Raw genomic sequence first — 25,759 nt, 5'->3', positions numbered from 1 at the left:
GGTTCCAGACCGAACCCGCAGCGATGTACCGGGAGCTGCGGCGCGAACACGGCGCCGTGACCCCGGTGGTCCTCGACGGCGACATCCCGGCGTGGCTGGTCCTCGGCTACCGCGAGCTGCACCAGGTGACCGGCGACCCCGTGCTGTTCAGCCGGGACTCCGAGCTGTGGAACCAGTGGGACCGCATCCCCGACGACTGGCCGCTGCTGCCGATGATCGGCCGCAAGCAGCCCTCGATCCTCTACACGGTCGGCGAGCGGCACCGCGAACGCGCCGCGATGATCAGCAACGCGCTCGAGGGCGTCGACCCCTTCGAACTGCGCGCCCACGCCGAGAAGTTCGCCGACGAGCTGATCGACGCGGTCTGCGCCAAGGGCGAGGCGGACATCGTCGGGGACTACGCGGCGCTGCTGCCGGTCCGCGTACTGGCCCGGCTGTACGGCTTCTCCGACGAGGAGGGGCCGGGCCTGGTCACCGCGCTGAACGACATGATCAACGGACGCGAGGGCGCGCTGGAGGGCCAGCGGCACCTCGCGTCCTCCATGGCCCGGCTGCTCGCCGACCGGAAGGCCGAGCCCGCGCACGACGTGGTCTCCCGCATGCTCGCGGACCCCTCCGGGTTCACGGACGAGGAGATCGTGCAGGACCTGATGGTCATGATGGCCGCGGGCCACCAGCCGACCGCGGACTGGATCGGGAACTCGCTGCGCCTGATGCTCACGGACGCGCGCTTCGCGGCCTCGCTGTTCGGCGGCCGCAACAGCGTCGCCGAGGCCATGAACGAGGTCCTGTGGGAGGACACCCCCAGCCAGAACGTGGCGGGCCGCTGGGCCTCCCGCGACACCCAGCTCGGGGGCCGCCGCGTCCGCGCCGGGGACCTGTTGCTGCTCGGCCTCCAGGGTGCCAACTCCGATCCGCAGATCCGCACCGACGGCTCCGCCCTGACCGGCGGCAACAACGCCCACTTCTCCTTCGGCCACGGCGAGCACCGCTGCCCGTTCCCGGCCCAGGAGGTCGCCGAGGTCATCGCGCGGACCGGGATCGAGGTCGTCCTGGACCGGCTGCCGGACATCGATCTCGCCGTCCCCGCGGACGCCCTCTCCCGCCGCCCGTCGCCCTGGCTGCGCGGGCTCAGCGAGCTCCCTGTGCGGTTCACCCCGACCCCGGCCCTTGGAGGCACGCCCGCATGACCACCCAGACGAGTCCGGCCGACGCCGAGACCACGCGTATCGCCCTGGACCCCTTCGTCACCGACCTCGACGGCGAGAGCGCCCGGCTGCGCGAGGCGGGACCGCTGGCCGCCGTGGAACTGCCCGGCGGCGTCCCGGTGTGGGCCGTCACCCACCATGCCGAGGCCCGCGCGCTGCTCACCGACCCCCGGCTGGTGAAGGACATCAACGACTGGGGCGCCTGGCAGCGCGGCGAGATAGCCCCCGACTGGCCGCTGATCGGGCTCGCCAACCCGGGCCGCTCCATGCTCACCGTGGACGGCGCCGACCACCGGCGGATGCGCACGCTCGTCGCGCAGGCCCTCACGCCCCGCCGCGTGGAGCGGATGCGCGGTCGGATCGCCGAGCTGACCGAGGGGCTCCTCGAAGGGCTGTCCCGCTCCACCGGCGACGTCGTCGATCTGAAGGCCGCGTTCGCCTACCCGCTGCCGATGTACGTCGTCGCCGACCTCATGGGCATCGACGAGGCGAAGCTGCCCCGGCTGAAGGTGCTGTTCGAGAAGTTCTTCTCCACCCAGACCCCGCCGGCGGAGGTCATCGCCACGCTCACCGAGCTGGCCGGGATCATGGCGCAGACCGTCGCGGCGAAGCGGGAGGCGCCGGGCGACGACCTCACCAGCGCGCTGATCCTCGCCTCGGAGGACGGGGACCACCTCACCGACGAGGAGATCGTCTCCACCCTCCAGCTGATGGTCGCCGCGGGCCACGAGACGACGATCTCCCTGATCGTCAACGCGGTGGTGAACCTGTCCACCCATCCGGAGCAGCGCGCGCTCGTCCTGTCGGGTGAGGCCGACTGGTCCGCGGTCGTCGAGGAGACCCTGCGGTACGCGACGCCGACCTCGCACGTCCTGATCCGCTTCGCGACCGAGGACGTCCGCGTCGGGGACCGGGTCATCCCGGCGGGGGACGCGCTCATCGTGTCGTACGGGGCGATCGGGCGGGACGAGCAGGCGCACGGGCCCACGGCGGGCGACTTCGACATCACCCGCACGTCCGCGAACCGGCACATCTCGTTCGGCCACGGGCCCCACGTGTGCCCCGGCGCCGCGCTCTCCCGCCTGGAGGCGGGCGTCGCCCTGCCCGCCCTCTACGAGCGCTTCCCCGACCTCGACCTCGCGGTCCCAGCGGACTCCCTCCGCAACAAGCCCGTGGTCACCCAGAACGACCTCTTCGAACTGCCGGTACGCCTGAGGACCGGTTCCGGCCGGTCCGGCGTCTGAGGACGAGGCGCGACGCGACGCGGGGGCACAGCCCCCGGGGACGGGACGGGACGGGACGGGCAGGGGCGGAGGGGGCGCGACCCCCGTGGGGCCGCCCCCCTCGTCTCACCCGACGGACGACGTTTCACCCACGTTTGCGGAAACGGCTAGGCTCCGGCCGTGGCTGAGATCCAGATTCCCTCCGACATCAAGCCCGCTGACGGACGTTTCGGCGCGGGTCCCTCCAAGGTGCGGACAGAGGCGCTGGACGCCCTGGCCGCCACCGGCACCTCCCTGCTGGGCACCTCCCACCGCCAGGCTCCGGTCAAGAACCTGGTCGGCAAGGTCCGCGAGGGCGTGAGCGAGCTGTTCTCGCTGCCCGAGGGCTACGAGGTCGTCCTCGGCAACGGCGGCTCCACCGCGTTCTGGGACGTCGCGACCCACGGCCTCATCGAGAACAAGTCGCAGCACCTGAACTTCGGCGAGTTCTCGTCGAAGTTCGCGAAGGCGTCGAAGCTCGCCCCCTGGCTGGCCGAGCCCACCGTGATCGCCAGCGACCCGGGCACGCACCCCGAGCCGGCCGCCGAGGCGGGCGTGGACGTCTACGCGTTCACCCACAACGAGACCTCCACCGGTGTCGCCGCCCCGATCAAGCGGGTCGCGGGCGCCGACGCGGGCTCCCTGGTGCTCGTGGACGCGACGAGCGGCGCCGGCGGCCTGCCCGTCGACATCGCCGAGACCGACGTCTACTACTTCGCCCCGCAGAAGTCCTTCGCCTCCGACGGCGGCCTGTGGATCGGCGTCTTCTCCCCCGCCGCGATCGAGCGCGCCGAGCGCGTCCACGCGAGCGGGCGTCACGTGCCGGAGTTCTTCTCGCTGCCGACGGCGATCGACAACTCCCGCAAGAACCAGACGTACAACACCCCGGCGCTGGCCACCCTCTTCCTGCTCAACGAGCAGCTGGAGTGGATCAACGGCCAGGGCGGCCTGGACTGGTCCACGGCCCGTACGAAGGACTCCTCGTCCCGCCTGTACGGCTGGGCGGAGGAGTCGAAGCACGCGACCCCGTTCGTCACCGACCCGGCCAAGCGCTCCCAGGTCATCGGCACGATCGACTTCTCGGACGAGATCGACGCCGCCGCCGTCGCCAAGGTGCTGCGCGCCAACGGCATCGTGGACACCGAGCCCTACCGCAAGCTCGGCCGCAACCAGCTCCGCGTCGCCATGTTCCCGGCGATCGACCCGGCGGACGTCGAGGCGCTGACGAAGTGCATCGACTACGTGATCGAGAAGCTGTAGCCCCACGCAGTACGACGACGAAGGGCGCCCGGCGGGAGAACCGCGGGGCGCCCTTCGTCGCGTCGTGCGTCAGAACTGCCGGAGGAACGCCTGCCATCCCTCACGGGAGACGGTGAGGAGGGGGCCGTCCTGCCGCTTGCTGTCACGGACGGCCCGGCCGCGGTCGGCGGTGGGGGCGACCTCTACGCAGTCCCCCTGCTGGGCGGAGTACGACGACTTCCGAAAGGAGCCCACAACCTCGGTCACCATCATTCTTCCTTCATGCTCCGCAGTACGTCCCGGATGAGTCGCGCGCTCTCCTCCGGTGCCAGTGCCGCCGATCGTAGTAGGTCGAACGCGTTGCCGTAAGCCGCGAGATCATCCGGCGCTTCGAGTACCGACGTGCCTCGCAGGTTCTCCATGGCCACGGCCTCGACGGTGGGCTCCGAGTCGAAACTGAACGACGAGAACGCCGGGATCGAGCCCACCAGCACTCCCGCACCGAGCGGCAGAACCTGCACAGTGACGTTCTGCCTCTTCATCGCCGCCAGGATCGCGGACAGTTGTTCCCGGTGGGTGTCGACGCTCACCAGGGGGTGCGCGACGGCGACCTCCCAGAAGATGGCGGTGTACGAGGCCCCGCCCTCCCCGATCTTCGCCTGGCGCCCTTCCCTGACCTTCACCAACTGCTCCAACACCTCCGGAGCGATGTAGCCAGGCCCAGCCTCGATAATCGCTTCCGCGTAGGCCGGGGTCTGCAACAAGCCGGGAATGAGCGCGGGTTGCCACTGCCGAATGTAGGTCGCGTCGTCTTCCAACGCGATGTGGTCCAGGTAGTCCGGCCGCAGATGTTCCGCATGCTCCAGCCACCAGCCCCGGTTCTTGGAGTGCTTGGCCAACTCCTCCAGTTTGGAGCGCACTTCCGCGTCCTCGACGCCATACGCGTCCAGCAGCAACCGCACCTCAATGACACGGGCGGTAACAGTCCCGCTCTCAAGGCGGCTGATCCTGGCCTGGCTTGCCGCGATCACCTCGGCGGCCTTCGGCTGGTCGTACTTCGCGGCGAGCCGGTACCGCCTGAGCGCAGTTCCCAAACGCCTGCTGCGTACCGTCGGCCGTCCACCTGCGGGCATGGATCTCCCCTCGTCTCCGGCCAAGATGCCATACGGGCCGACGATTTCGTGAGGAGATCACTCGATCGAGTGCACGACTGAATGTATTCACCCGGATCCGTTGCACTCGCGCTGAATACGGCCGTACCTTCCGGTCATGCCCTCCACCGAAACCTTCCGCATCCCCAAGCACCGCAGGCACGTGCCGACGGCCCGCCGGCACTTACTGAAGGCCCTCGCGGACTGGGGGATCGAGGGCGAACTCGCCCACGACGTCGCACTCCTGGCGAACGAACTCGTCACCAACGCGGTGACCCACTGCCGCGTCTCCTACGCCGAGGTGCGGGTCACGCTCGTCCTGCACGGTCCGGCGCTGGTCCTGGAGGTGTCCGACCCGGACCGGGACAGGCTCCCCGCCCCGCACCACCCGGACCCGGACGAGGAGGGCGGGCGCGGACTGGCGCTGGTGGCGGCGCTGGCCGACTCGTGGGGGTGCCGACGGGAGCCGCACGCCAAGTGCGTGTGGGCCCGGTTCGCACTCCCGGCGGCACCGAGGCCGGAGGGCTCACGTGTTCCGTCGACTCCGTGAGGCGGTGGCCCGCCTGTCGGTCCGGACCCGCACCGGCACCACCGGGCCGGACGACCGGCACCTCGCACGGGAGGTGCGGACGCCCGACCCGTACGTGTGGCGGCTGCCGAGCCCGTACGAGGCCCGCTGGCGGCGCTGGTCCAGGCGGTCCTGGGCCTGCGGCCGACGACTCCCCTTCCCGCGTGAGGAGACGTGCTGGCAGCAGACCCCGGACCGCACCCGGCCACCCGCCTGGGAGACGGACGAGGACGTCGTGCGGCCGTACGTCCTCAGACCGTGACGCCGGGCGCCCCCGGAGGGCCGTTCCGGTCAGGCCGCCGAACAGCTCACCGTCGGCACGATCCCGCCACCTGGGGCACCCCCGAACCCGAAGCTCGCCGAACCGCCCGCCGCCAGCGCGCCGTTGTGTGCCGCACTGGACGCGGTGACGCTCGCGCCGCTCTGGGTGTACGAGGCGTTCCACATGCTGGTGACCTTCTGGGCGGCGCTCCAGGTCCACGTCACCCGCCACGAGTTGATCGCGGTGGTACCCGTGTTGGTCACCTTCACCTCGGCGTTGAAGCCGCTGCCCCAGTCGCTGCTGACGGTGTAGGCCGCGCTGCACGTGGGCGTACTCCCGCCGCCACCGCCACCGCCACCGCCGCCACCGCCGCCCGGGAATCCAGGTGCCTTGATGCTCGCCAGGTAGCCGTCCTTGACGGTGTCCACGGTCGTCCAGTCGTCCTTCAGGATTCCGCCGGTGTCACCGGAGTTGGGGTTCCAGGACCAGAACGTCCACGAGAAGCTGTCGGCCCCCGCGTCGGCCGTGGGCCGCAGGTACGAGACCAGCGCGGCCAGCCACTTCTGGTCCACGGCGGACTGGAGCGTCGTACCGAACTCGCCGACCCACACCGGGGCGATGTTCTGCTTGAAGATGTAGCCCCAGTACTTGTCCCAGACGCCCGGCATGTTGGCGGGGAACGACGGGTCGCTGAACCAGCTCTGCTGAGCGACGCTGGTGGCGTAGTCGTGGGCGGAGTAGACGACCCGGTTCGCCACGTCCAGCTGCACCGGGTACTGCGCGACGCCCATGAGGTTGCCGCCCCACCATCCGGAGACCCCGGCGAACGTCTGCACGCCCTCCACGAAGATCAGCAGACCGGGGTTCACGGCCAGGACCGCGTTGCCGGCGCGCTGCGCGGCGAGCCGCCAGTCCGTCGCCTGGTCGCCGCAGCCCCAGCAGGCCGGGTCGTGCGGCTCGTTGTGCAGGTCGATGCCGATGACGGTGTCCTGGCCCGCGTAACGCGTCGCCAGCGCCTTGAGGTTGGCGATCCAGGTCGACTCCGGGACGGCGGAGGTGTACCAGAGCGCGGACTGGCCGCCAGAGTCCGGACGGTGCCGGTCCAGGATGACCTTCAGTCCGTCCTGGCCCGCGTACGCCACGAGCTTGTCCATGACCTGGAGGGAGTTGAGACCCCGGAGGTCCGCGTTCTTGCCGCCGGAGAAGTCGACGCCCGTGGGGACGGTCCCGCTCCTGAAGACGTCGTCGCTGTAGGGCAGCCGGATGGTGTTGTAGCCCAGCGTCTTCATCTGGTCGATCATGCTCTTGTAGTCGCGCGACCAGAGGCCGTGGACCACGTGGTTGCCGGTCTCGAAGCCGAACCAGTTGATACCGGCGATGCGTACGGCCCGGCCGTCGGCGTCCAGGATCTGCCGGCCGCTGGTGTGCCAGTAGCCGGCACCGGGCGCGGTGGCCGCCGCGTGCGCGGTCTGGGCGACCGCGAGCGGCAGCACGAGCGCGCACACGGCGGCGACCGCCGTGAGGGCTCTGCGGGCGAGGCGCGTGAGGCGCTTCGGATGCGTGAGGCGCATGTCGCTGGTCCCTTCCGGGGAGGGACGCGGCTCCGGAACCGAGTGGGAGCGCTCCCACTAGACCGCGTGCCTCTATCGAACGTATCGACTGTGGACACGTCAAGTGAGCGGACGAAATCCGCGGTTGTGGGGGCGGTCGGCGGGGCCCCTCGTCCTCAGACCCTGATCCCCCGACGGACGCGAGCGATCACCTGCTGGGCGTCGGCGCCGAAGACGGCGGACTCCGCGAAGGTGTCCCAGACCCGCCGGTACAGGGCAATCGTTTCCGCGTCGTCCAGCCAGAGTTCGGCGTGCCAGTCCTCGACGACGACCAGGCGCTCGTCCAGCATGCAGAACGAATTGCCCAGCGCCGTCCGCAGCTGGGCATCGAGCGGCAGGATCCCCATGCGCACGGTGTCCATGCCCACCACGCCGAGCAGTCGGTCGAGTTGGGCGGCCAGCACCTCCGGCGGACAGATCCGGGCCCACAGCACACTCTCGTGCATGAGCAGGTTCAACCGCTTGCCCGGCCGGTACAACCACTCCTGTCGTTTCATACGCCCCCGTACCGCGCTCTCCGTGTCCCGTGGCGCATTCTGGAGTACGGCGTGGTGCTCGAAGACATAGCGGGCATACTCGGCCGTCTGAAGCATCCCGCTGACGGCGGCGTTACTCAGTGCGTGCATGCTCTGAGCGTTGGAGGTGAGGGTGTTCCAGGTCTCCTGCACGGGGCCGCGCCCGGCCGCGAGCTGACGTCGCCAGGAGCGGATGTGGCTCTCGAACCCCTTGAGTCGCGCACGCAGTTCACCGAAGGCGGCGGCCTGGCAGGTCGCCTCGACCCAGGCCCGCAGGTCGTCGTCCGTGGGCGTCTGCCGGCCGTTCTCCAGCTTGCTGACCTTCGACTGCTGCCAGCCAAGCCGCTGCGCGAGCTGATCACCGGTGAGCCGACCACCTGGGCACTCCATACGCAACTCCCGGAGCCTGCGGCCCAGTTCCTCGCGCGCCCTTTGATAGTCGGTGCTCACCTGTACCGTTCTCGCCCTTACCCGTCGTTGCACATCTCCGCCATGAACTGCTGTCGCGACACGGCGTGGTGCCAAGCAGCATCTCGCACCATGGAGCAGCGCACCACCTCCACGGGTTCCGTGATCAGGTCCACGTGGGTGAGCTGGTCGTCGTCATCGAACCGCAGGAGGGCCATGAGACGGCTGTCGAACAACCAGAAGTCCTCGGCGGGAAGCCGGAGTCGGTCCGCGTCGCCCCGCCACAGGTTGCGGATGTCCTCACCGTTGCCGATGTTCCACCTGGCACCGTCGAGGAGATAGAGCTGACCGGTCGTGGGGGGCCGGTCCACGATGCGCACTCGCTCGATCCGCTTTCCCTGCGCGGTCTGCGCGCGGATCATGTCGCCGAATCGGTTGTGCTCCGCGCCCAACACCGAGTCGTCCCCGACCGTTCCGGTCTCGATGAACCGGCCCCAGCGGTCCGTTGACTCGTCACTCGCGTAGCGCCGACGCGTCTCCAGCCGCCATGCGGTGTGCTCGAACCTGGCGAACAGGCCGTTGAACTCATCGAGGTCGATCGTCCGCGCCTGCCGCGCCCGCCCCTTCGGCGACCAGTCGACGAGCAGGTCCCGCGGAACCACGACCGCGACCTCACCCGCAGAGAGGTGCCGAAGCTGCGCGACATCGTGGGGGTCGGACAACAGAGGCCCGTGCACCACGACTTCCCCGGTGTCCAAGTCCTCGTGCAAGGACGGACATCCGCTGATGTCACTGCCAGTCCCATTGAAACGTAGCCTGCGCGCCATGCAATCCCCTTCGGTCGCGACGATCTCCGTGCGCCCAGCTTCTCGACTCCGCTGAGTGCATGTCCACGCATGCTGAGTAGTCGCGCGAGAATAACGGAGAATATTTCGCGCCTCCCCGAGCTGCCGCCGCCTACGGTGATCACGCAGAGCAAGCGGCCAGCCACACAGGCGATACGGGAAGGCACCACCATGCTGCACGGAAGCGACCTCTACGCGCTCGATCTCACCTCGGCCTCGTTCAAGCAGGCGTGCGGGGGCCCCTGTACCGAGGGGTGCGTGACCCTGGCCCGGATCGGTGAGGACGCCTGGGCCCTCGGCGACAGCAAGCGCCCCGACAAGGAACCGCTGCGGTTCACCGCCGAGGAACTGGGTGCGGCCGGGATCGACCCCGCGCGGTTCGGCCTGACCAGCTGAACCACCCCTTTTCCCGCCCCGGCCGGCCCTGGTACGTACGCGATCCACGAGGGACGGCCGGGGTCTCGCGACCGCCGAGACGGCACACCGGACAGGACCCCCGTGCACCACCACGGCTACCTGTGGGCAGGTCCCAAAGACCGCTTCGACCAGGAAGCGCTCCGCAGGGCGCCCCACCCCGAGCCCCCACCGCCCGACGCCCGACCCGAACTCATCCAGCGGTACCGCGCCGTGGCCGCGGAGTTCCCGGTCTGCGACCTGCCCCCGCTGGAAACCGCGTACTGGCTCGTCAAGCCGCGCTCGCTGGTTCGCGGCACCTGGCCGGACCCGGGGCGGGCGGTGACCTGGCTCGGTGCCCGACTGGCCGAGTACGCGCCCCGGTTCGCGTCCGGGGCCGAGCGCGACGCCGGTCACCTGACCGGCCTCGTAGCGTCGGCGGCGGAGGGGCTCAGGTCCGGCGGTGACCTGTCGTGGGGCTTCTATCTGGAACGCCCCTCATACCTCTCCCTCGCGCTGGTCACCTGCTCCCCGAACCGCACGGACCCCACCCTCCCGTGCCCCCTGGCCCGGTGACGCCGGGGCGCTCACCCCCGGCGGCGCAGCCTGCGGCCGCCGAACACCGCCGCCGCCGCGAGCGCCACCACGACGACGGCGCCGGTGCCGACCCTGGAACCACCGGTGGCCCCGCCGTCCCCGTCGCTCTTGCCGTCCGCCGAACCGCCGCCCCCGGAGGGGGACTTGCCGTCCCCGGACCCCGGTACGCTCCCCGCCCGCACCGCGCTCCGCTCCCCCTCCGTCCCGTACATCAGCCGGGACCCGTCGGCGGTGTAGGTGACGGACTCGCCCTGGCCCTGCAACGGCACGTCGAGCCCCGCCTCCCGCTCGGGCTTCCCGCCGTTCCACCGGTATGCGATGCCGCCGAGGTAGCCGCGCACGGCGAGCTGCCTCCCGTCCGGGGAGAACGCCCCGTCGGTGGTCCACAGGCCGATGTCGGCGACGCGCCGGAAGACGTTGGTGCCGGAGGCGGAGAGCCGGGCGGGTGCCTCGTACAGGCCGCCGCCGTCCTCGTTCTTGGAGACGATGTAGACCCGCCCGGTCTTCGGGTGCACCATCATCGCCTCGGCGTCCCGGGGGCCGTCCGCGTACTTCACGACGTACTGCGTGGCACGGATCGTCCGGTCCTCCAGCTTCTTCGGCTCGGGCAGCTCGTAGAGCCACACGTGGTCCCACCTGCCGCCGAAGTTGTCGCCGATGTCGCCGACCCAGATCCGGTTGCCCGGTCCGACGGAGATGGCCTCGACGTCCCGGGGCGCGCCGATGCCGCTCAGGGTGACGGTGGCGACCGTCTTCCCGGTCCGGCTGTCGACCGCGTACAGGTAGGGTCCGTCGTCGCTGTCGTTGTGGGTCCAGTACACGCCGGGGTGCAGCCGCGAGGCGGCCAGCCCGCTGGACTCGGTGATCCGCGGGTCCTCGATGGTGAACCCGCCGTCGTCGGCGGCGGCCGGCGCGGCCGGGCCCGCGGCGAGCAGGGTCCCGGAGGCGGCGAGCAGGGCCCCGGCGAGGAGAGAGAACGGTCGGCGCATGCGCCAAGCCTGCCATCCGCGCCCGTAGTTCACTCCGCGTGGTCAGCCTCACATCCCGCCCGCCCCGGTGATCGACGATGATGAGCGGATGCTCAGGTTCATGCCCGTAGGCGATTCGATGACGATCGGAAGCCCGGGCGAACACACGTGGCGCTACCGGTTGTGGCAGCACCTGCGCGCGGCGCACGGCGGGCCGTTTTCCATCGTCGGCCCGCGCGAGACGCTGTACGACCCGGCGACCGGCTCGCCCGGCTCGTACGCGTACGCCGACCCTGACTTCCCCCGCGCCCACCTGGCCGGCTGGGGCGAGGGCTGGCTCCACATGGCCCCGCTGATCCGCGAGACGGTCCGCGCGGAGCGCGCCGACGTCCTGCTGGTCTCCCTCGGGCTGATCGACCTGGGCTTCTACACGAACGCGGAGCAGACGGCGCGGAACGTGCGCCGCTTCGTCACCGAGGCCCGCGAGGCGAACCCGCGCGTCCGGATGGTCCTCCTGCCGGTGATACCCAACGTGCGCGCGGAGTCCGACGCGCCGTTCGCCGACGAGGTCGCCGCCTTCAACGTCCTGCTCGCCAAGGCCGTCGCCGACCTGGACCAGCCGCGCTCCCCCCTCCTGCTGGCGTCGCCGCCCGCCTCGTACGACATCCACCTGGACACGTACGACGGCACCCACCCGAACGCGAGCGGCGAACACAAGATCGCGGAGGGATTCGCGACGGCGATGCACCAGGCGTGGGGCCTCGGCGCGCCCTACGCCGTCACCGTCTGACCGGACGACCGGACCGGGCAGGGCGCGGGTCCCTTGGTGACCTCGTGACCGTGCGTATCTTTGTACCGCGCGGCCGCACTCGACCGAGTCGCGACCGGGGAGGAGCGCCACGATGACCGTCCTTGAAGACAGGATCGAGATGGCCGACGACAACGGCGAGCCGACTCTGGACGCGCTGTTCGAGTCCATCGAGCGCGCCGCCCCCGAGGGATTCAAGGCAGAGGTCGTCGAGGGGGCCGTCTTCATGGTGCCGCAGCGGAGCACTCACTGGATGGTCATCCGCAGGATCGTCCACGCCCTGGACGACACGTTCGGCATGGATGCCCTGGTCCTGTCCGACGTCCGGATCGACTTCCCGGGCCACCGGAACGGCTTCTGCCCCGACGTGGCGAAACTGCGCGACGGGGCGCGGCAGGACGCCGCGGGGCACTGGCTCACCCAGGACATCGAATTCGTCGCCGAAGTGCTCAGCAAGGCGACGGCCCCTAACGACTACGGACCCAAGAAGAGCGCCTACGCCTGCGCCGAAGTCCCGGTCTACCTCATCGTGGATCCGTACGCGGGCAAGTGCCACGTCCACACCCAGCCCAAGAACGGCGACTACGTCACGGAGACCACCGTCGCCTTCGGCGGAGACGTGGAACTGACCGTCAGCGGCACCGGCTTCACCCTCGAGACCGGGAATTTCCCCCGCGACTGAGCGCGCCGCCGCCCTGCCACCCTTGCCTGGAGCGCACTCCAGCGCGTTGGCTTGGGGCCCATGAAGTACACGCAGCTCGGACGCACGGGACTCAAGGTCAGCCGGCTCGTCCTCGGCACCATGAACTTCGGCCCGCAGACCGACGAGGCCGACAGCCACGCCATCATGGACGCGGCCCTGGACGCGGGGATCAACTACTTCGACACAGCGAACGTGTACGGGTGGGGCGAGAACAAGGGCCGTACGGAATCGATCATCGGCAGCTGGTTCGCCATGGGCGGCGAGCGGCGCGACAAGGTCGTGCTCGCCACCAAGGTGTACGGGAACATGGCCGCCGACGGAGACGCCTGGCCCAACCACGACAAGCTCTCCGCGGTGAACATCCGGCGCGCCGTCGACGCCAGCCTGAAGCGGCTGGGGACCGACTACATCGACGTCTACCAGTTCCACCACGTCGACCGCAGGACTCCCTTCGAGGAGATCTGGCAGGCGATCGACGTGCTGGTGCAGCAGGGCAAGATCCTGTACGCCGGGTCCTCCAACTTCCCCGGCTACAAGATCGCCCAGGCCAACGAGGCCGCCGCCCGCCGCGGCAGCTACGGCCTGGTCAGCGAGCAGTGCCTCTACAACCTCGCCGAGCGCCGCGCCGAGATGGAGGTCATCCCGGCGGCGCAGGAGTACGGGCTCGGGGTCATCCCCTGGTCGCCGCTGCACGGCGGACTGCTCGGCGGGGTGATCAAGAAGGAGGCGCAGGGCGGACGCCGGGCGAGCGGCCGCGCCGCGGACTCCCTCGCCAACACCACCATCCGCGCGCAGATCCAGTCGTACGAGGACCTGCTCGACAAGCACGGCCTGGAGCCGGGCGAGGCGGCGCTGGCCTGGCTGCTGACCCGTCCCGGCGTCACCGGCCCGATCGTCGGCCCGCGTACGGCCGAACAGCTCGAATCGGCGCTGCGCGCCGTCGAGCTGGAGCTGTCGGAGGAGGTGCTGACGTCCCTGGACGAGATCTTCCCGGGTCCCGGGCCGTCGCCCGAGGCGTTCGCCTGGTAGACCGGGGCCGCCCCGTGCACCGGGGCCCCTCGGGATCCTGACGTGCGGCGCCCCGGGGCACGGCACGTCCGGCGGCGGCGGTCTACTTGACCGCCGCCGCCAGCGCCACGACGACGAACATCAGCACGAGCACACCGGCCATGATCCGGTTCCGGGTCTTCGGGTCCACGGGGTCGAGGTTATCCGGCCGCCGCCGGCGGGCCTCGGCCGCCCGCCCCCGCCGGGGCTTCAGCCGCCCTTTCCCAGCGGCCACCGGGCGACCGTCTCGTACCGCGGCGGCTCCCCCGGCACCCCCGACACCGGCAGGTTGCTGCGGACGAGGCTCAGCTCGCCCACGGTCCACTCCCGTCCGGCGAAGGCGTCCAGGGCGGTGACGCAGGGGCCGAGGTCGGCCGTGCCGCGGCTGCGGGCCACCGTCAGATGCGGCCGGTACCGGCGGTGCTCCTCCGTCGGCACGCCCGCCTTCCTGGCCGCGGCTGCGGCACGCTCGGCCAGCAGCCGCAGCGCGCCGACGTCCCCCGCGGCGCCCGCCCACAGCGCCCGGCCGCCGAAGTGGCCGCCGCCGCGCAGGGCGAGCGCGAACGGCTCGGTGCGGCGGGCGGCGCGCGCCAGTCGCCCGGAGAGCTCCGGGACGAGGTCGTCCGCCACCTCGCCGTAGAAGGCGAGGGTGAAGTGCCAGCCGGGGCGGCCGGTCCAGCGCAGCGTGTCCGCGCCGGACAGCCGCCGCAATCCGTCCACGGCGGCGGCGAGTTCCCGCACCGCGTCCTCGGGTGGCAGCACCGCCGCGAAGAGTCTCATGCCGTCACCCTGGCAGGGAACGGATCACCTGGCGAGCGGCCCCCGCCGTGGACGCCGCCTCGCCCGGCCGGCCCGGGCCCGGGTGGCGGCAGGCGTCCGCGGCGGAGGGCTCACGCGGCCGCGGTGAGCCGCTCCTTCGGTACGAAGCGGACCTGGGGGTGGCCGCGGTGCCAGCCGACGGACAGGCGCAGCCCGCCGACGCGGGCCAGGACCAGTCCCACGGTGGCCGCGGCGAACGCCGACACCAGCCCGCCCAGCGCGAAGCCGACGCGCGGGCCGTAGGCGTCCGTGACCCAGCCGACGAGGGGCGCGCCCAGCGGCGTACCGCCCATGAAGACCATCATGAACAGCGCCATGACACGGCCGCGCATGGCGGGGTCGGTGGCCATCTGGACCGCCGTGTTCGCGGTGACGTTGACGGTCAGGCCGAAGACGCCGATCGGGACCATGAGCAGGGAGAACAGCCACAGGGACGGGGCGAGGGCCGCCACCACCTCCAGCACGCCGAAGGCCAGGGCCGCGCCGCTCAGCACGCGCAGCCGGGCCGTGCCGCGGCGGGCGGCGAGCAGCGCGCCGGCCAGGGAGCCGAGCGCCATCAGGGTGTTGAAGAGGCTGTAGGCACCGGCGCCGGCGTGGAAGACGTCGTCGGCGTAGGCGGAGAGCCAGACCGGGAAGTTGAAGCCGAAGGTGCCGATGAAGCCGACGAGGACGATCGGCCAGATCAGCTCCGGGCGGCTCGCCACATAGCTGAGGCCCTCGCGGAGCTGGCCCTTGCCGCGCGGGGTGCGCCGGGCCTGGTGCAGGTCGCGGCCGCGCATGAGCAGGAGGCTCACGACCGGTGCGACGAAGGACAGGCCGTTGCACAGGAACGCCCAGCCGGTGCCCACGCCGGTGATCATCAGACCCGCGACGGCGGGACCGACGAGGCGGGCGGACTGGAAGTTCGCGGAGTTCAGGCTGACCGCGTTCTGCAGCTGGCCGGGGCCGACCATCTCGGCGACGAAGGACTGGCGGGCCGGGTTGTCGACGACGGTGGCGAGGCCGACGGCGAAGGCCGCCACGTAGACGTGCCAGACCTGGACATGGCCGGAGAGGGTCAGGAAGGCGAGGGCGAGGCCGGTGAGGCCCATGGCCGTCTGGGTGGCCAGCAGGACCGGGCGCTTGGGCAGCCGGTCGACCAGGACACCGCCGTACAGCCCGAAGAGCAGCATGGGCAGGAACTGGAGCGCGGTGGTGATGCCGACCGCGGCGGAGGAGCCGGTGAGGCTGAGCACCAGCCAGTCCTGGGCGATGCGCTGCATCCAGGTGCCGGTGTTGGAGACGACCTGGCCCGTGAAGAACAGGCGGTAGTTGCGGATCCTCAGCGAGCTGAACATCGAGGACCTGGCGGTCCCGGGGTCGGGCGGGGTGTCGTGGGTGGCTGGTGCGGGGGCGGAGTCTGCTCCGGGTCCCGAACTCAACAGCGTTCGCCTCCTCGGGCGGGGTGGTTCGACGTCGGCGGCCGGCGGATGCGGCGGGTCACAGATGCGCGAGCTTCTCCAGGACGGGGGCGGCGGCGCGGAGCTTGGCGCGCTCGTCCTCGTCGAGGGCGGCGACCAGTCCTGCCAGCCACGCGTTCCGCCGGCGGCGGCTCTCCTCGAGCATGGCCTCGGCCTGCTCGGTCTGCGTGACGACCTTCTGGCGCCGGTCCTCGGGGTGCGGCTCCAGCCTGACCAGTCCCTTGGCTTCGAGCAGCGCCACGATGCGGGTCATCGAGGGCGGCTGGACGTGCTCCTTGCGGGCCAGCTCGCCCGGGGTGGCCGAGCCGCAGCGGGCGAGGGTGCCGAGCACCGACATCTCGGTGGGGCTCAGCGACTCGTCGACCCGCTGGTGCTTGAGCCGACGCGACAGGCGCATCACGGCGGAACGCAGGGAGTTCACGGCGGCAGCGTCGTCGCCATGGGGGAGGTCAGGCATGTTCTTTAGCGTAACTCATTACCCTGACTAAAGACCACCGGGCTGCCCGTGAAGCGGACCACTGAGCCCGTGAGTCACTCGTACGAGTGAGCCGAGCGCGAAAACCGGCCCCCGCACCCGGGGAGTGCCGCGACTCTCGTCCGCATGGGGACCAGCGTGCTCAGCCTGCGGATGGACGGGGAGCTGCTCGACCGGCTCCGGCTTCACGCCGCCAGAAGAGGAATGAGCGTCCAGGACTATGTCGTCCGGACGCTCGTTCGCGACGACTTCGACGAGCGGTTCCAGACCGCCGTCGAAGAGACGGAGAAGTTCTACGGGGTCACGTGACCCCGCCGCCGCGCGGGGACGGGGTCACGGGGACCCCGCCGCCGCGCGGGAGCGGTGCCGGTCGGGTCAGGTCAGCCCGAGCGCCGGCATCAGGTAGTAGAAGCCGAACACCGCCGCCACGACGTACATCGCGACCGGGATCTCCCGGGCCCGGCCGACCGCGAGGCGCAGCACCACGAAGGTGATGAAGCCCATGCCGATGCCGTTCGTGATCGAGTACGTGAACGGCATCATCAGCATCGTCACGAACGCCGGGATCGCGATCGTGTAGTCCGCCCAGTCGATGTCCTTGATCGAGTGGGACAGGATCAGGAAGCCGACCGCGAGCAGCGCCGGGGTCGCCGCCTGCGACGGGACCATCGTGGCGATCGGGGTCAGGAACAGCGCCACGGCGAAGAGCAGGCCGGTGACGACGTTCGCGAACCCGGTGCGCGCGCCCTCGCCGACGCCGGCGGTGGACTCCACGAAGCAGGTGGTGGCCGAGGAGGAGCTGGCGCCGCCCGCGGCCACCGCGATGCCGTCGACGAAGAGGACCTTGTTGATGCCGGGCATGTTGCCCTGGGCGTCGGTCAGCTTGGCCTCGTCGCTGACGCCCATGATCGTGCCCATCGCGTCGAAGAAGCACGACAGCAGGACCGTGAAGACGAACAGGACGCCGGTCAGCACGCCGACCTTCTCGAAGCCCCCGAAGAGGCTGACCTTGCCGACCAGGCCGAAGTCCGGGGTGGCGACGGGGTTGCCGGGCCACTTCGGGGTGGTCAGACCCCAGGACGGGATCTCGGCGACGGCGTTGACGATCACCGCGAGGACGGTCATCGCGACGATCGAGATGAGGATCGCGCCCGGCACCTTGCGCACGATCAGCGCGAGGGTGAGCAGTGTGCCGAGGACGAAGACCAGGACGGGCCAGCCGTTGAGGTGGCCGTCGGCGCCGAGCTGGAGGGGCACGGTGGTCTGCGCGGCGTCCGGGATGCGCGAGACGAACCCGGAGTCGACCAGGCCGATCAGCATGATGAACAGGCCGATGCCGATCGCGATGCCCTTGCGCAGGCCGAGCGGCACCGCGCTCATGACCCGCTCACGCAGACCGGTGGCGACCAGCAGCATCACGACGAGGCCCGCGAGGACGACCATGCCCATGGCGTCCGGCCACGACATGCGGGGCGCGAGCTGGAGGGCGACGACCGTGTTCACCCCGAGTCCGGCGGCGAGCGCGATCGGCACGTTGCCGATGACGCCCATGAGCAGCGTGGTGAAGGCCGCGGTCAGGGCGGTCGCGGTGACCAGCTGGCCGTTGTCGAGGTGGTGCCCGTACATGTCCTTCGCGCTGCCCAGGATGATCGGGTTGAGCACGATGATGTAGGCCATCGCGAAGAAGGTGGCGAGACCGCCGCGGACCTCACGCCCCAGGGTCGAGCCCCGTTCGGAGATCTTGAAGTAGCGGTCGAGTGCACCGTGCGCGGGCCGCGGGGACGGCTGCTTCTCCGGTGTGGGGGCCGTGGTCGTGGCCGACGGGGACATGCGGGACCTCATACGTGCGGGGCCTCGGAGGGCCAGGACGGGCGCCGGGCGGAGCCGGATGGCGGAAGGGTTCGCGCGGCGGAACGTGACCGAGTCTGGCCGTCAGCTGATCACCAGAAGGTTTCGTCGACGTTTCTGTTGGAGTTTCGTACGAACAGAAAGAGCCAGCATCAAGCCGTTTCAGTATGAACATATGAGGTGGAAATCGCTATCTCCGCGCGTAGACCCCTGGTGTACCGGGGAAGCGACGGTTCCGCGCCGGCCGGGGCCGGGCCCGGCCGAGCCCGCCGGGCGTGCTCGTAAGCTGTGCCCATGGCCAAGTGGACCCCCAAGCACGAGGCGCCGGAGCCCCTGGAGGGGCCCGTCGTCGCCACCATCACGGGCGGCACGATCCTCTGGTTCGTCCTCTTCCTGGTGCAGCTCCCCTTCTACGGCTGGTTCGACGAGCACGGACACACCTGGTGGGTGTGGACGTGCCTGGCCGGAGCCGGACTCGGCCTGATCGGCATCTGGTACGTCCGCAGGCGCGACGCGGCCATCAAGCGCGAGGCCGCCGCCAGGGACGCCGCTCCCGCGGAATAGCCGGCCCCCGTACGCCCACGGCAGCACTCGGCGGCGGCACCGTCCTCCCCTGGTCGGATCTTCGGCGCACTCGGCGGGTGAAGCCGTATGTCCGCAGATACCGTCGAGTCCATGACGCACATGGAAGCGGGCGCCGAACTCGACCCGGTGCATCCCGTTCCCCCGCCCGGACGGGCGCGGGGGCTGAGCGGGGCCGAGGTGGCCGAGCGGGTCGCGCGCGGCGAGGTGAACGACGTCCCCGTGCGCAGCAGCCGCTCACTGCGGGAGATCGTCCGGGCCAACGTCCTCACCCGGTTCAACGCGATCATCGGGGTGCTCTGGCTGGTCATGCTGTTCGTGGCGCCGTTCCAGGACAGCCTCTTCGGCTACGTGATCCTCGCGAACACCGGCATCGGCATCGTCCAGGAGTGGCGGGCCAAGAAGACCCTCGACTCCCTCGCGGTGATCGGCGAGGCGAGACCGACGGTCCGCCGGGACGGGGTGGCCGCCGAGGTCAGCGTCTCGCGGATCGTGCTGGGCGACGTCATCGAGATCGGGCCCGGCGACAAGATCGTCGTGGACGGCACCTGTGTGGAGGCCGAGGGCCTGGAGATCGACGAGTCCCTGCTCACCGGTGAGGCCGACCCGGTCGCCAAGCACGCGGGCGACCAGGTGATGTCGGGCAGCTTCGTGGTCGCGGGCGGCGGCGCGTTCACGGCGACGAAGGTGGGCCGGGAGGCGTACGCGGTGCAGCTGGCCGAGGAGGCGTCCCGCTTCACGCTGGTCCACTCCGAGCTGCGCAGCGGCATCTCCACGATCCTCAAGTACGTGACGTGGATGATGATCCCGACGGCGCTCGGGCTCGTCGTCAGCCAGCTGGTGGTCAAGCAGAACGACTTCAAGGGCTCCGTCGCGCGCACGGTCGGCGGCATCGTGCCGATGGTGCCGGAAGGGCTCGTCCTGCTGACCTCCGTCGCCTTCGCGATCGGCGTCATCCGGCTCGGCCGCAAGCAGTGCCTGGTCCAGGAACTGCCGGCGATCGAGGGCCTCGCCCGCGTCGACACCGTCTGCCTCGACAAGACGGGCACGCTCACCGAGGGCGGCATGGACGTCACCGAGCTGCGTCCGCTGGGCGACAGCGACGAGGTGTACGTACGCAAGGTGCTCGGCGCGCTCGGCGAGTCCGACCCGCGCCCGAACGCCTCCCTGCGGGCCGTCGTCGCCGCCTACCCGGACAGCGAGGAGTGGCGCTGCACCGAGTCGCTGCCCTTCTCCTCGGCCCGCAAGTACAGCGGCGCGACCTTCAGCGAGGGCGACGGCGGGAGCAGCACCTGGCTGCTCGGCGCCCCGGACGTGCTGCTGGCCCCCAAGGATCCGGCGCTCGACGAGACGCAGCGGCTCAACGAGCAGGGGCTGCGGGTGCTGCTGCTCGTCCGGACCTCCCGCGACCTCGAGGACGCCCGGGTCACGGAGGGCGTGCGGCCCACCGCCCTGATCGTGCTGGAGCAGCGGCTGCGCCCCGACGCGGCGGACACGCTGCGGTACTTCGCCGAGCAGGACGTACGGGCCAAGGTGATCTCCGGCGACAACGCGGTCTCCGTCGGCGCGGTGGCCGCGAAGCTGGGGCTCAGCGGCGGGACGGTGGACGCACGCCGGCTCCCGGCGGAGCGCGAACGGATGGCGGAGGCGCTGGACGAGGGCACGGTGTTCGGGCGGGTCACCCCGCAGCAGAAGCGCGAGATGGTCGGCGCGCTCCAGTCACGCGGCCACACGGTGGCGATGACCGGGGACGGCGTGAACGACGTGCTGGCCCTCAAGGACGCCGACATCGGGGTGAGCATGGGCTCCGGTTCGGAGGCGACCCGGGCCGTGGCGCAGATCGTGCTGCTCGACAACAGCTTCGCGATGCTTCCCTCGGTGGTGGCGGAGGGGCGCCGGGTCATCGGCAACATCACCCGGGTCGCGACGCTCTTCCTGGTGAAGACGGTCTACTCGGTGCTGCTGGCGGTGCTGGTGGTGTGCTGGCAGGTGGAGTACCCGTTCCTGCCGCGCCACCTGACGCTGCTCTCGACCCTGACGATCGGCGTGCCGGCGTTCTTCCTCGCGCTCGCCCCGAACGGGGAGCGGACCAGACCCCACTTCGTCCGGCGCGTGATGCGGTACTCGATCCCGGGCGGGGTGCTGGCCGCGGTCGCCACCTTCGTGACGTATCTGATCGCCCGCCACCACTACCGCGGGGAGGACGCGCTCGCCGCGGAGACGAGCGCGGCGACCCTGACGCTCTTCCTGATCTCCATGTGGGTGCTGGCGATCATCGCCCGGCCCTACACCTGGTGGCGGGTCTGCCTGGTGGCGGCGATGGCGGGGGCGTTCGTGCTGGTGCTCGTCGTGCCCGGGCTCCAGCACTTCTTCGCGCTGAAGCTGGTGGGCTCGGTGGTGCCGTGGATCGCCGTGGGCGTCGCGGCGGTCGCGGCGGTCGTCCTGGAGTTCCTGTGGAAATGGGTCGACCGCCGCTTCCCGGCGTGAACTCCCTCGCGGGAGTCAGGATTTACTGCACGTCGACGAAGTCACCCGTGGCCTTGACGGCCGGGGTGGTCGAGGTGCCCGCGAAGTTGTAGCGGAAGTAGCCGTCGGTGGCGGCGGTGACGGTCGTCTTCAGGCCGCCCGTGGAGGACGAGGTCACCGACTTGACCGTGGTGTAGGTGTCCGAGCCCTTCTTGCGGAACTGGAGCTGGACGGACTGGCCGGTGTAGCCGGCGTACTTGTGCGTCTCCCAGTTGGCGCGGGTCAGGGCGCCGGTGACCGTGATGGTCCGGCCCTTCTTGACGGGCTCCGGGGAGGCGTTGACGGTGAGCTTGGAGTAGCGCTGGAGCTTCGTCGTGGCGAGGGCGTCCTGCTCGGCGAGGCCGACCTTGCTCCAGTCGGCGTTCTCGTCGTCCATGTCCACGCCGTTGAGGGCGATCGCGTAGCCGAGGGCCTTCCACGAGGCGGCGTCGGCGTTGGCCAGCTCGACGTCCGGGAAGATGTCGATGGTGGTCGTGCAGGTGGCGGTGGTGGTGGACGTCTCGGTGCAGGACGGCCAGTCGCTGTCGACCAGGACGTTGGCCGGGTCGTCGTACGAGCCGCGGTAGATCTCGACGTCCATCAGGAAGTCGTCGGCGGTGATGTCGACGTCGGCGCCGTGCGTGACGGTGTAGGTGACCGGAGCGGTCACCTCCTTGCTGGTGCCGGCGACGATCGGCTTGCCGCCGTTGACCTTCACGTTCGAGAAGGACAGGTCCAGGACGTACGGCTCGCCGTCCACAGGGGTGGCCCCGGTGAACGCGGTCTTCCCCGAGGCGGCCTGCCGCGCGAGCTGCGCGGCCTTCACGAGGTCGTCGTGGTCGTACGAGGGTCCGCTCGCCTGTGCGGCGGGCACGGCGAGGGCGGACAGGGCCAGGGCGCCGGAGACGGCGGCCACGGTGGCACGAAAGCGCATGCGTTCCCCATGTGGAGAAAGGGGCCCTGCGGTTGTCATCTTCACGCGGGGGCCCACGGCGGTGTGAGTCTGTTGACTCCGATGATCAGATCCACGGAGGCAACGGATAGTTGTACGAGACGTGAAGTTTTTACGCGCGCATGACCAAGATCACAGAAGCCGCACAGGGACGGGGCCGCACCGGAGGATGTCCGTGCGGCCCCGTCCCCCGACCACCTCAGTCGAACCAGCGGTCCCGCGCCAGCTCGTCCGTGCGGGACGGATCCTCCAGCAGCGCCGCCACCTCGAAGCGCCGCGGCCACTGGTGGGCCGCCCAGGCGAGTCCGGCCGCGACGCCCTCCAGGGTGGACGCGTGCAGCACCCCGTCCCGGGTGCGCCGCCAGTCCAGTTCCGTGCCGTCGACCACCAGCTCCCCGTGCTCGACGTACGACGCCGGAGCGGACGGACCCAGCAGCACCCGCACGGACTCCGGCACGTCGTGCTCGGTCCCCTCGGACGTCACCTCACCGGTCACCGACTCGCTCAGCCGCCGCACCTGGAACAGCTCGGCGAGTTCGGCGGCCAGGGCCGGCCGGACGGGCAGCAGCGGCATGCCGGCCGTGAAGGGCAGCAGATCGGGCGAGTCGACGACCACCGCGTCCGCCGCGTCCACGACTCTCACCCGCCCGTCGACGACGGCCCGCAGTTCCTCCGGCAGCGTCACCTTCTCCGGGTCCAGCTCGGCCAGAGCGCCGTAGAGGGCGTGCAGCTGGGCGGCGGACACCTCGCGCTCCGGGTCGGCGAGCCGGTCCAGCAGCTCGGCCGCACCGCCCGGCTCGTCGAGCAGGGCCGCCACCGACGTCCGTACCCCCAGCGCCCGCAGGACCTGCTCGTCGTCGAAGCCGCTCGCGTCGGCCTCCTCGTACAGGCCGTGCAGCAGCGGGTCGCCGCCCGCGGACCGCAGACCCGCCGGACGGCGCCCGTCGAGCACCGGGTGACCGCGCAGCCACCAGGCGGTGTACGGCCGCACGATCTCGTGGGTGCCGTCCGGCAGCAGGATCCGCACCGGCTGGGTGAGCGCGTCCCGCAGCGGCGGCCGCGAGAGCAGGGCCAGCGCCTGCGGCCAGCGCTCGTCGTCCACCAGGTCCAGATCCCGTACGGCGACGAGCTCGGTGGCGACCGGCGGCACGGGCGTGTCGGGCAGCTGGTCCAGGACGTCCTCGCACCACACGTCGACGGCGTCGAGCAGTCCGGCGTCGTCCGGCTCGGCGAAGTCGCCGTCGCGCGGCTCCAGTTCGTCCGGGTCCAGTACCACGTCGGTGGCGCGGACCAGGGCGAAACCGGCGAGCACACCGCACGCCGCGAGCGGCTGCTCGCCCCAGCGCCCGGCGAGTTCGGCGTCCACGAAGGCGAGTTCGCCCTCCCGCATGACCTGGGCGAACGGGCTGCCCGGGAGGACCAGTTCACCGGCGGGCGCCAGTTCGCCGTCCTCGTCGGGCAGGGCGAGGGCACCCAGCCACGGCTCGTCGCCGGGGTCGAGAGCGGCGTCGCGGACGAGCGCGAGCACGGTCTCGGCCAGCTCCTCCGCGTCCGGGCCCGCCAGATCCCAGCCCCCCTCGTCGTCCAGCGACGCGGCCACCGCGGCACGCACCTGGGGAGTGGTGAGGACGGCACGGGGCGTGGCGGGCAGCGCGCCGAGCTTCTCCAGCAGCGGGTGGGCGGCGTCCGGGTGGGCGACCTTGAGCCCGAGCCGCGCCAGCGCCTCGGGAGCCACCTGCGCCCCGCCGCCGGACGGCAGCAGCACCTGGCGGGGCCCGATGGTCGTCCGGCCGTCCGCGAGCGGCACGGGAAGTCCCGAGAGCCGGTCCGGATCGACGCCCGCCAGACTGTCGTAGAGCCGCCGCCACCAGCCGGGTTCCTTCTCCAGACCCGCCAGCCGGTCCACGGCCTCCGTGAGCGGCACCCGGGCCACACCCAGCGTGCGCAGCTCCACCCGCCGTTCGAGGCCGGCCGGCAGCAGGCTGGGCAGCACCTCGGCGAGCACCCGCACGGTGTCGGCGCCCGCGCCCTCGACGACCTCGGCGTCCCGGGGCCGCAGTGCGACGGTCGGGGCCGCGGTCTCCTCGGCACCCGGATCGGCCCAGTCGGCCGGGGACTGAGCAACGTCCGCCTCGACCGCGGGCGGCAGGAAGGCGGTACGGGGCAGCCGGTCGAGGATCGCCTGCCGCAGGGCCCCGTCCAGCTCGCCCTTGCCGAGCGGGCCCGGCACGAGGTCGATGATCCCGGGGCCCACCGGGCGCCAGGCGGCGAGGAGTTCGGCGTACGCGTCCGCCGCCCGCTCCACCAGGAAGCCGGTCAGCGGGCCGGGGGCGGCGTGCCGCCGGGTGGTGTCGAGCGGGAGGGAGGCGATGAGCAGCGCGGGGACGCCGAGGGGCTCGTCGCTGGGCGTCGGCGCGTGCACGACGGGGCTGGTGCGGGGGCGGGCCGGGCCGCCGTCGGAGTCGACCGGCACCGCCCAGGTCACCGACCAGTGCGGACGCAGCCGCTCCTCGACGGGGCGGTCGGCCAGCAGCGCGGGATCCAGGCCGCCGTGGCGGGCGACGGTACGCCAGCGGGTGGTGCCGTCGCGGGAGTCCTCGACGGTGACGCCGTCCTCGTCGGCGCGGCGCCGCAGGGTGCGGACGTCCCCGTCGCCGGTCTCGACGACGACCTCCGCGAGGCCGGGCAGGGCGAGCAGCAGCGCGTCGTCGATGCCCCGCAGCAGCCGCTCGGCGAGATCCTCGGCGGCGGCGTCGCGCAGCGGCAGGACGACGACGGTGTCGTACGGGTCAGGGGCGGAACCCTCGGCGGCGAACGGGAGCCGCAGCAGCGGCACATGGCCGTCCCGGCGGCGGATCTCGTCGCCGAGCCCCGGGCTGTGCCGCGCCGTCTCCCCCGCCAGCTCGCGGGCCTCGGCCAGGGACCAGCGGACCCCGCCGTGCCGGCCGAGGACGGCCGGCTCGTCGGTCACCGCGAGCACGGCGGCGAAGCCGACGCCGAAACGGCCGACGGCCGTGTCGTGCGCGTCCCGCTTGGCGGAGGCGCGCAGCGTGGAGAGCGACTCGACGCCGGTCGCGTCGAGGGGGGCGCCGGTGTTGGCGGCGGCGAGCACGCCGTCGCGGAGGGTGAGCCGCAGGCGGCCCGGCGTTCCCGCCCTGGCCGCGGCGTCGGCGGCGTTCTGCGCGAGTTCGACGACGAGTCTGTCCCGGTAGCCGCCGAGGGCCAGGTCCTCCTCGGCGTTGGCGTCCTCGCGGAAGCGGGCCGCGCTGGTGGCCCAGGCGTCCAGCACTCCGCGCCGCAGGCGCGCGGTCCCGAACGGGTCCGCACCCTCGGCCGCCGGCCGCACGAACTTGCTCACGGTTCACTCTCCCTCTCGTGTGGCACGGCCGCGAGCGCGGGACCGGCCGCCGCACGAAGGTACCGCGCGGACGCGGTCACCCCGTCCGGCGTCCTGCTCGTCCTGACGCCCTACCCCCGAGGTCACCACCGACACCCGGCGCCGCGGCCGAGGCCGCAACGGCGACCCCCACGCAC

26 protein-coding genes are annotated in these 25,759 nt (G+C 71.5%); 13 read left to right on the top strand and 13 right to left on the bottom strand.

Features of this window, described 5'->3' with window-relative positions; all coding sequences use genetic code 11:
* Nucleotides 1–23 precede the first annotated feature (23 nt).
* The 3 genes from AC0ZLC_RS27880 (at nt 24) to serC (ending at nt 3,730) form a co-directional block, all read left to right on the top strand.
* On the top strand, nt 24–1,190 hold the full coding sequence (locus AC0ZLC_RS27880; protein WP_476754746.1) for a cytochrome P450: 1,167 nt from the start codon (nt 24–26) through the stop codon (nt 1,188–1,190).
* On the top strand, nt 1,187–2,452 hold the full coding sequence (locus tag AC0ZLC_RS27875) for a cytochrome P450 family protein (protein WP_476754724.1): 1,266 nt from the start codon (nt 1,187–1,189) through the stop codon (nt 2,450–2,452). The genes AC0ZLC_RS27880 and AC0ZLC_RS27875 overlap by 4 nt, the downstream gene beginning before the upstream one ends.
* A gap of 159 nt (nt 2,453–2,611) precedes the next feature.
* On the top strand, nt 2,612–3,730 hold the full coding sequence (gene serC, locus AC0ZLC_RS27870) for a phosphoserine transaminase (protein WP_476754723.1): 1,119 nt from the start codon (nt 2,612–2,614) through the stop codon (nt 3,728–3,730).
* Between the two features lie 69 nt (nt 3,731–3,799).
* Here the strand turns inward: serC and AC0ZLC_RS27865 are convergent, their stop codons facing one another.
* Nucleotides 3,800–3,979: a DUF397 domain-containing protein gene (locus AC0ZLC_RS27865; RefSeq protein WP_476754722.1), complete on the bottom strand. Its 180-nt coding sequence runs from the start codon at nt 3,977–3,979 to the stop codon at nt 3,800–3,802.
* Nucleotides 3,979–4,842 (bottom strand): helix-turn-helix domain-containing protein, encoded by an 864-nt coding sequence (locus tag AC0ZLC_RS27860; RefSeq protein WP_476754721.1) that lies wholly within the window; start codon nt 4,840–4,842, stop codon nt 3,979–3,981. Before AC0ZLC_RS27860 ends, AC0ZLC_RS27865 begins: the two co-directional genes overlap by 1 nt.
* A 136-nt stretch (nt 4,843–4,978) precedes the next feature.
* Here AC0ZLC_RS27860 and AC0ZLC_RS27855 point away from each other — a divergent pair, with 136 nt between their 5' ends.
* Together AC0ZLC_RS27855 and AC0ZLC_RS27850 are read left to right on the top strand one after the other, a co-directional pair.
* A complete protein-coding gene (locus tag AC0ZLC_RS27855; protein ID WP_476754720.1) occupies nt 4,979–5,410 on the top strand; it encodes an ATP-binding protein in 432 nt (143 codons plus the stop codon).
* The gene (locus AC0ZLC_RS27850) at nt 5,391–5,690 is read left to right on the top strand and encodes a hypothetical protein (protein WP_476754719.1); all 300 of its coding nucleotides are present in this window, start codon (nt 5,391–5,393) and stop codon (nt 5,688–5,690) included. Before AC0ZLC_RS27855 ends, AC0ZLC_RS27850 begins: the two co-directional genes overlap by 20 nt.
* A gap of 29 nt (nt 5,691–5,719) precedes the next feature.
* On the opposite strand, the gene AC0ZLC_RS27845 is transcribed toward AC0ZLC_RS27850, so the two are convergent.
* The 3 genes from AC0ZLC_RS27845 to AC0ZLC_RS27835 all read right to left on the bottom strand — a co-directional run bounded on the left by AC0ZLC_RS27845 (nt 5,720) and on the right by AC0ZLC_RS27835 (nt 9,050).
* Nucleotides 5,720–7,261 (bottom strand): cellulase family glycosylhydrolase, encoded by a 1,542-nt coding sequence (locus AC0ZLC_RS27845; RefSeq protein ID WP_476754718.1) that lies wholly within the window; start codon nt 7,259–7,261, stop codon nt 5,720–5,722.
* Nucleotides 7,262–7,416: 155 nt separating this feature from the next.
* Nucleotides 7,417–8,265: a helix-turn-helix domain-containing protein gene (locus AC0ZLC_RS27840; protein WP_476754717.1), complete on the bottom strand. Its 849-nt coding sequence runs from the start codon at nt 8,263–8,265 to the stop codon at nt 7,417–7,419.
* A gap of 17 nt (nt 8,266–8,282) precedes the next feature.
* Complete coding sequence (locus AC0ZLC_RS27835; protein ID WP_476754716.1) at nt 8,283–9,050, bottom strand: DUF6879 family protein; 768 nt, start codon at nt 9,048–9,050, stop codon at nt 8,283–8,285.
* 189 nt (nt 9,051–9,239) lie between these two features.
* Here AC0ZLC_RS27835 and AC0ZLC_RS27830 point away from each other — a divergent pair, with 189 nt between their 5' ends.
* On the top strand, nt 9,240–9,464 hold the full coding sequence (locus AC0ZLC_RS27830; RefSeq protein WP_476754715.1) for a DUF397 domain-containing protein: 225 nt from the start codon (nt 9,240–9,242) through the stop codon (nt 9,462–9,464).
* A 102-nt stretch (nt 9,465–9,566) separates the two neighbouring features.
* A complete protein-coding gene (locus tag AC0ZLC_RS27825) occupies nt 9,567–10,037 on the top strand; it encodes a hypothetical protein (RefSeq protein WP_476754714.1) in 471 nt (156 codons plus the stop codon).
* 11 nt (nt 10,038–10,048) lie between these two features.
* On the opposite strand, the gene AC0ZLC_RS27820 is transcribed toward AC0ZLC_RS27825, so the two are convergent.
* Nucleotides 10,049–11,047: a WD40 repeat domain-containing protein gene (locus AC0ZLC_RS27820; protein WP_476754713.1), complete on the bottom strand. Its 999-nt coding sequence runs from the start codon at nt 11,045–11,047 to the stop codon at nt 10,049–10,051.
* An 88-nt stretch (nt 11,048–11,135) separates the two neighbouring features.
* Here AC0ZLC_RS27820 and AC0ZLC_RS27815 point away from each other — a divergent pair, with 88 nt between their 5' ends.
* From AC0ZLC_RS27815 to AC0ZLC_RS27805, 3 genes are all read left to right on the top strand, one after another.
* Nucleotides 11,136–11,816, top strand: coding sequence for a GDSL-type esterase/lipase family protein (locus tag AC0ZLC_RS27815; RefSeq protein WP_476754712.1), 681 nt, complete (start codon nt 11,136–11,138; stop codon nt 11,814–11,816).
* Between the two features lie 112 nt (nt 11,817–11,928).
* Entirely contained in the window at nt 11,929–12,516 is a 588-nt protein-coding gene (locus AC0ZLC_RS27810) for a Uma2 family endonuclease (protein WP_476754711.1), read from the top strand.
* Between the two features lie 60 nt (nt 12,517–12,576).
* Nucleotides 12,577–13,566 (top strand): aldo/keto reductase, encoded by a 990-nt coding sequence (locus tag AC0ZLC_RS27805; protein ID WP_476754710.1) that lies wholly within the window; start codon nt 12,577–12,579, stop codon nt 13,564–13,566.
* 82 nt (nt 13,567–13,648) lie between these two features.
* Here the strand turns inward: AC0ZLC_RS27805 and AC0ZLC_RS27800 are convergent, their stop codons facing one another.
* The 4 genes from AC0ZLC_RS27800 to AC0ZLC_RS27785 form a co-directional block, all read right to left on the bottom strand.
* Nucleotides 13,649–13,819: a hypothetical protein gene (locus AC0ZLC_RS27800; RefSeq protein WP_476754709.1), complete on the bottom strand. Its 171-nt coding sequence runs from the start codon at nt 13,817–13,819 to the stop codon at nt 13,649–13,651.
* Complete coding sequence (thpR, locus tag AC0ZLC_RS27795; protein WP_476754708.1) at nt 13,795–14,364, bottom strand: RNA 2',3'-cyclic phosphodiesterase; 570 nt, start codon at nt 14,362–14,364, stop codon at nt 13,795–13,797. The genes AC0ZLC_RS27800 and thpR overlap by 25 nt, the downstream gene beginning before the upstream one ends.
* Nucleotides 14,365–14,474: 110 nt before the next feature.
* Complete coding sequence (locus tag AC0ZLC_RS27790) at nt 14,475–15,824, bottom strand: MFS transporter (RefSeq protein ID WP_476754707.1); 1,350 nt, start codon at nt 15,822–15,824, stop codon at nt 14,475–14,477.
* Nucleotides 15,825–15,882: 58 nt separating this feature from the next.
* On the bottom strand, nt 15,883–16,320 hold the full coding sequence (locus AC0ZLC_RS27785; RefSeq protein ID WP_358853977.1) for a MarR family winged helix-turn-helix transcriptional regulator: 438 nt from the start codon (nt 16,318–16,320) through the stop codon (nt 15,883–15,885).
* A 144-nt stretch (nt 16,321–16,464) separates the two neighbouring features.
* Here AC0ZLC_RS27785 and AC0ZLC_RS27780 point away from each other — a divergent pair, with 144 nt between their 5' ends.
* Nucleotides 16,465–16,647, top strand: coding sequence for a ribbon-helix-helix protein, CopG family (locus AC0ZLC_RS27780; RefSeq protein WP_476754706.1), 183 nt, complete (start codon nt 16,465–16,467; stop codon nt 16,645–16,647).
* A 66-nt stretch (nt 16,648–16,713) separates the two neighbouring features.
* Here the strand turns inward: AC0ZLC_RS27780 and AC0ZLC_RS27775 are convergent, their stop codons facing one another.
* Entirely contained in the window at nt 16,714–18,168 is a 1,455-nt protein-coding gene (locus AC0ZLC_RS27775; RefSeq protein WP_476754705.1) for an NCS2 family permease, read from the bottom strand.
* Between the two features lie 312 nt (nt 18,169–18,480).
* Here AC0ZLC_RS27775 and AC0ZLC_RS27770 point away from each other — a divergent pair, with 312 nt between their 5' ends.
* Both AC0ZLC_RS27770 and AC0ZLC_RS27765 read left to right on the top strand, forming a co-directional pair.
* Complete coding sequence (locus AC0ZLC_RS27770; protein WP_358854308.1) at nt 18,481–18,750, top strand: DUF2530 domain-containing protein; 270 nt, start codon at nt 18,481–18,483, stop codon at nt 18,748–18,750.
* A 111-nt stretch (nt 18,751–18,861) separates the two neighbouring features.
* Nucleotides 18,862–21,255, top strand: a complete 2,394-nt coding sequence (locus tag AC0ZLC_RS27765) for an HAD-IC family P-type ATPase (protein WP_476754704.1) — start codon at nt 18,862–18,864, stop codon at nt 21,253–21,255.
* Nucleotides 21,256–21,277: 22 nt separating this feature from the next.
* On the opposite strand, the gene AC0ZLC_RS27760 is transcribed toward AC0ZLC_RS27765, so the two are convergent.
* Complete coding sequence (locus AC0ZLC_RS27760) at nt 21,278–22,207, bottom strand: hypothetical protein (protein ID WP_476754703.1); 930 nt, start codon at nt 22,205–22,207, stop codon at nt 21,278–21,280.
* A 217-nt stretch (nt 22,208–22,424) separates the two neighbouring features.
* Nucleotides 22,425–25,583, bottom strand: a complete 3,159-nt coding sequence (locus tag AC0ZLC_RS27755; RefSeq protein ID WP_476754702.1) for a sacsin N-terminal ATP-binding-like domain-containing protein — start codon at nt 25,581–25,583, stop codon at nt 22,425–22,427.
* Nucleotides 25,584–25,759 lie beyond the last annotated feature (176 nt).

The sequence above is a fragment of the Streptomyces sp. GLSS-08 genome, from assembly GCF_056387915.1.
Note: the sequence above shows the minus strand (reverse complement) of the source record. Positions and strands in the feature narration are given on the sequence as shown.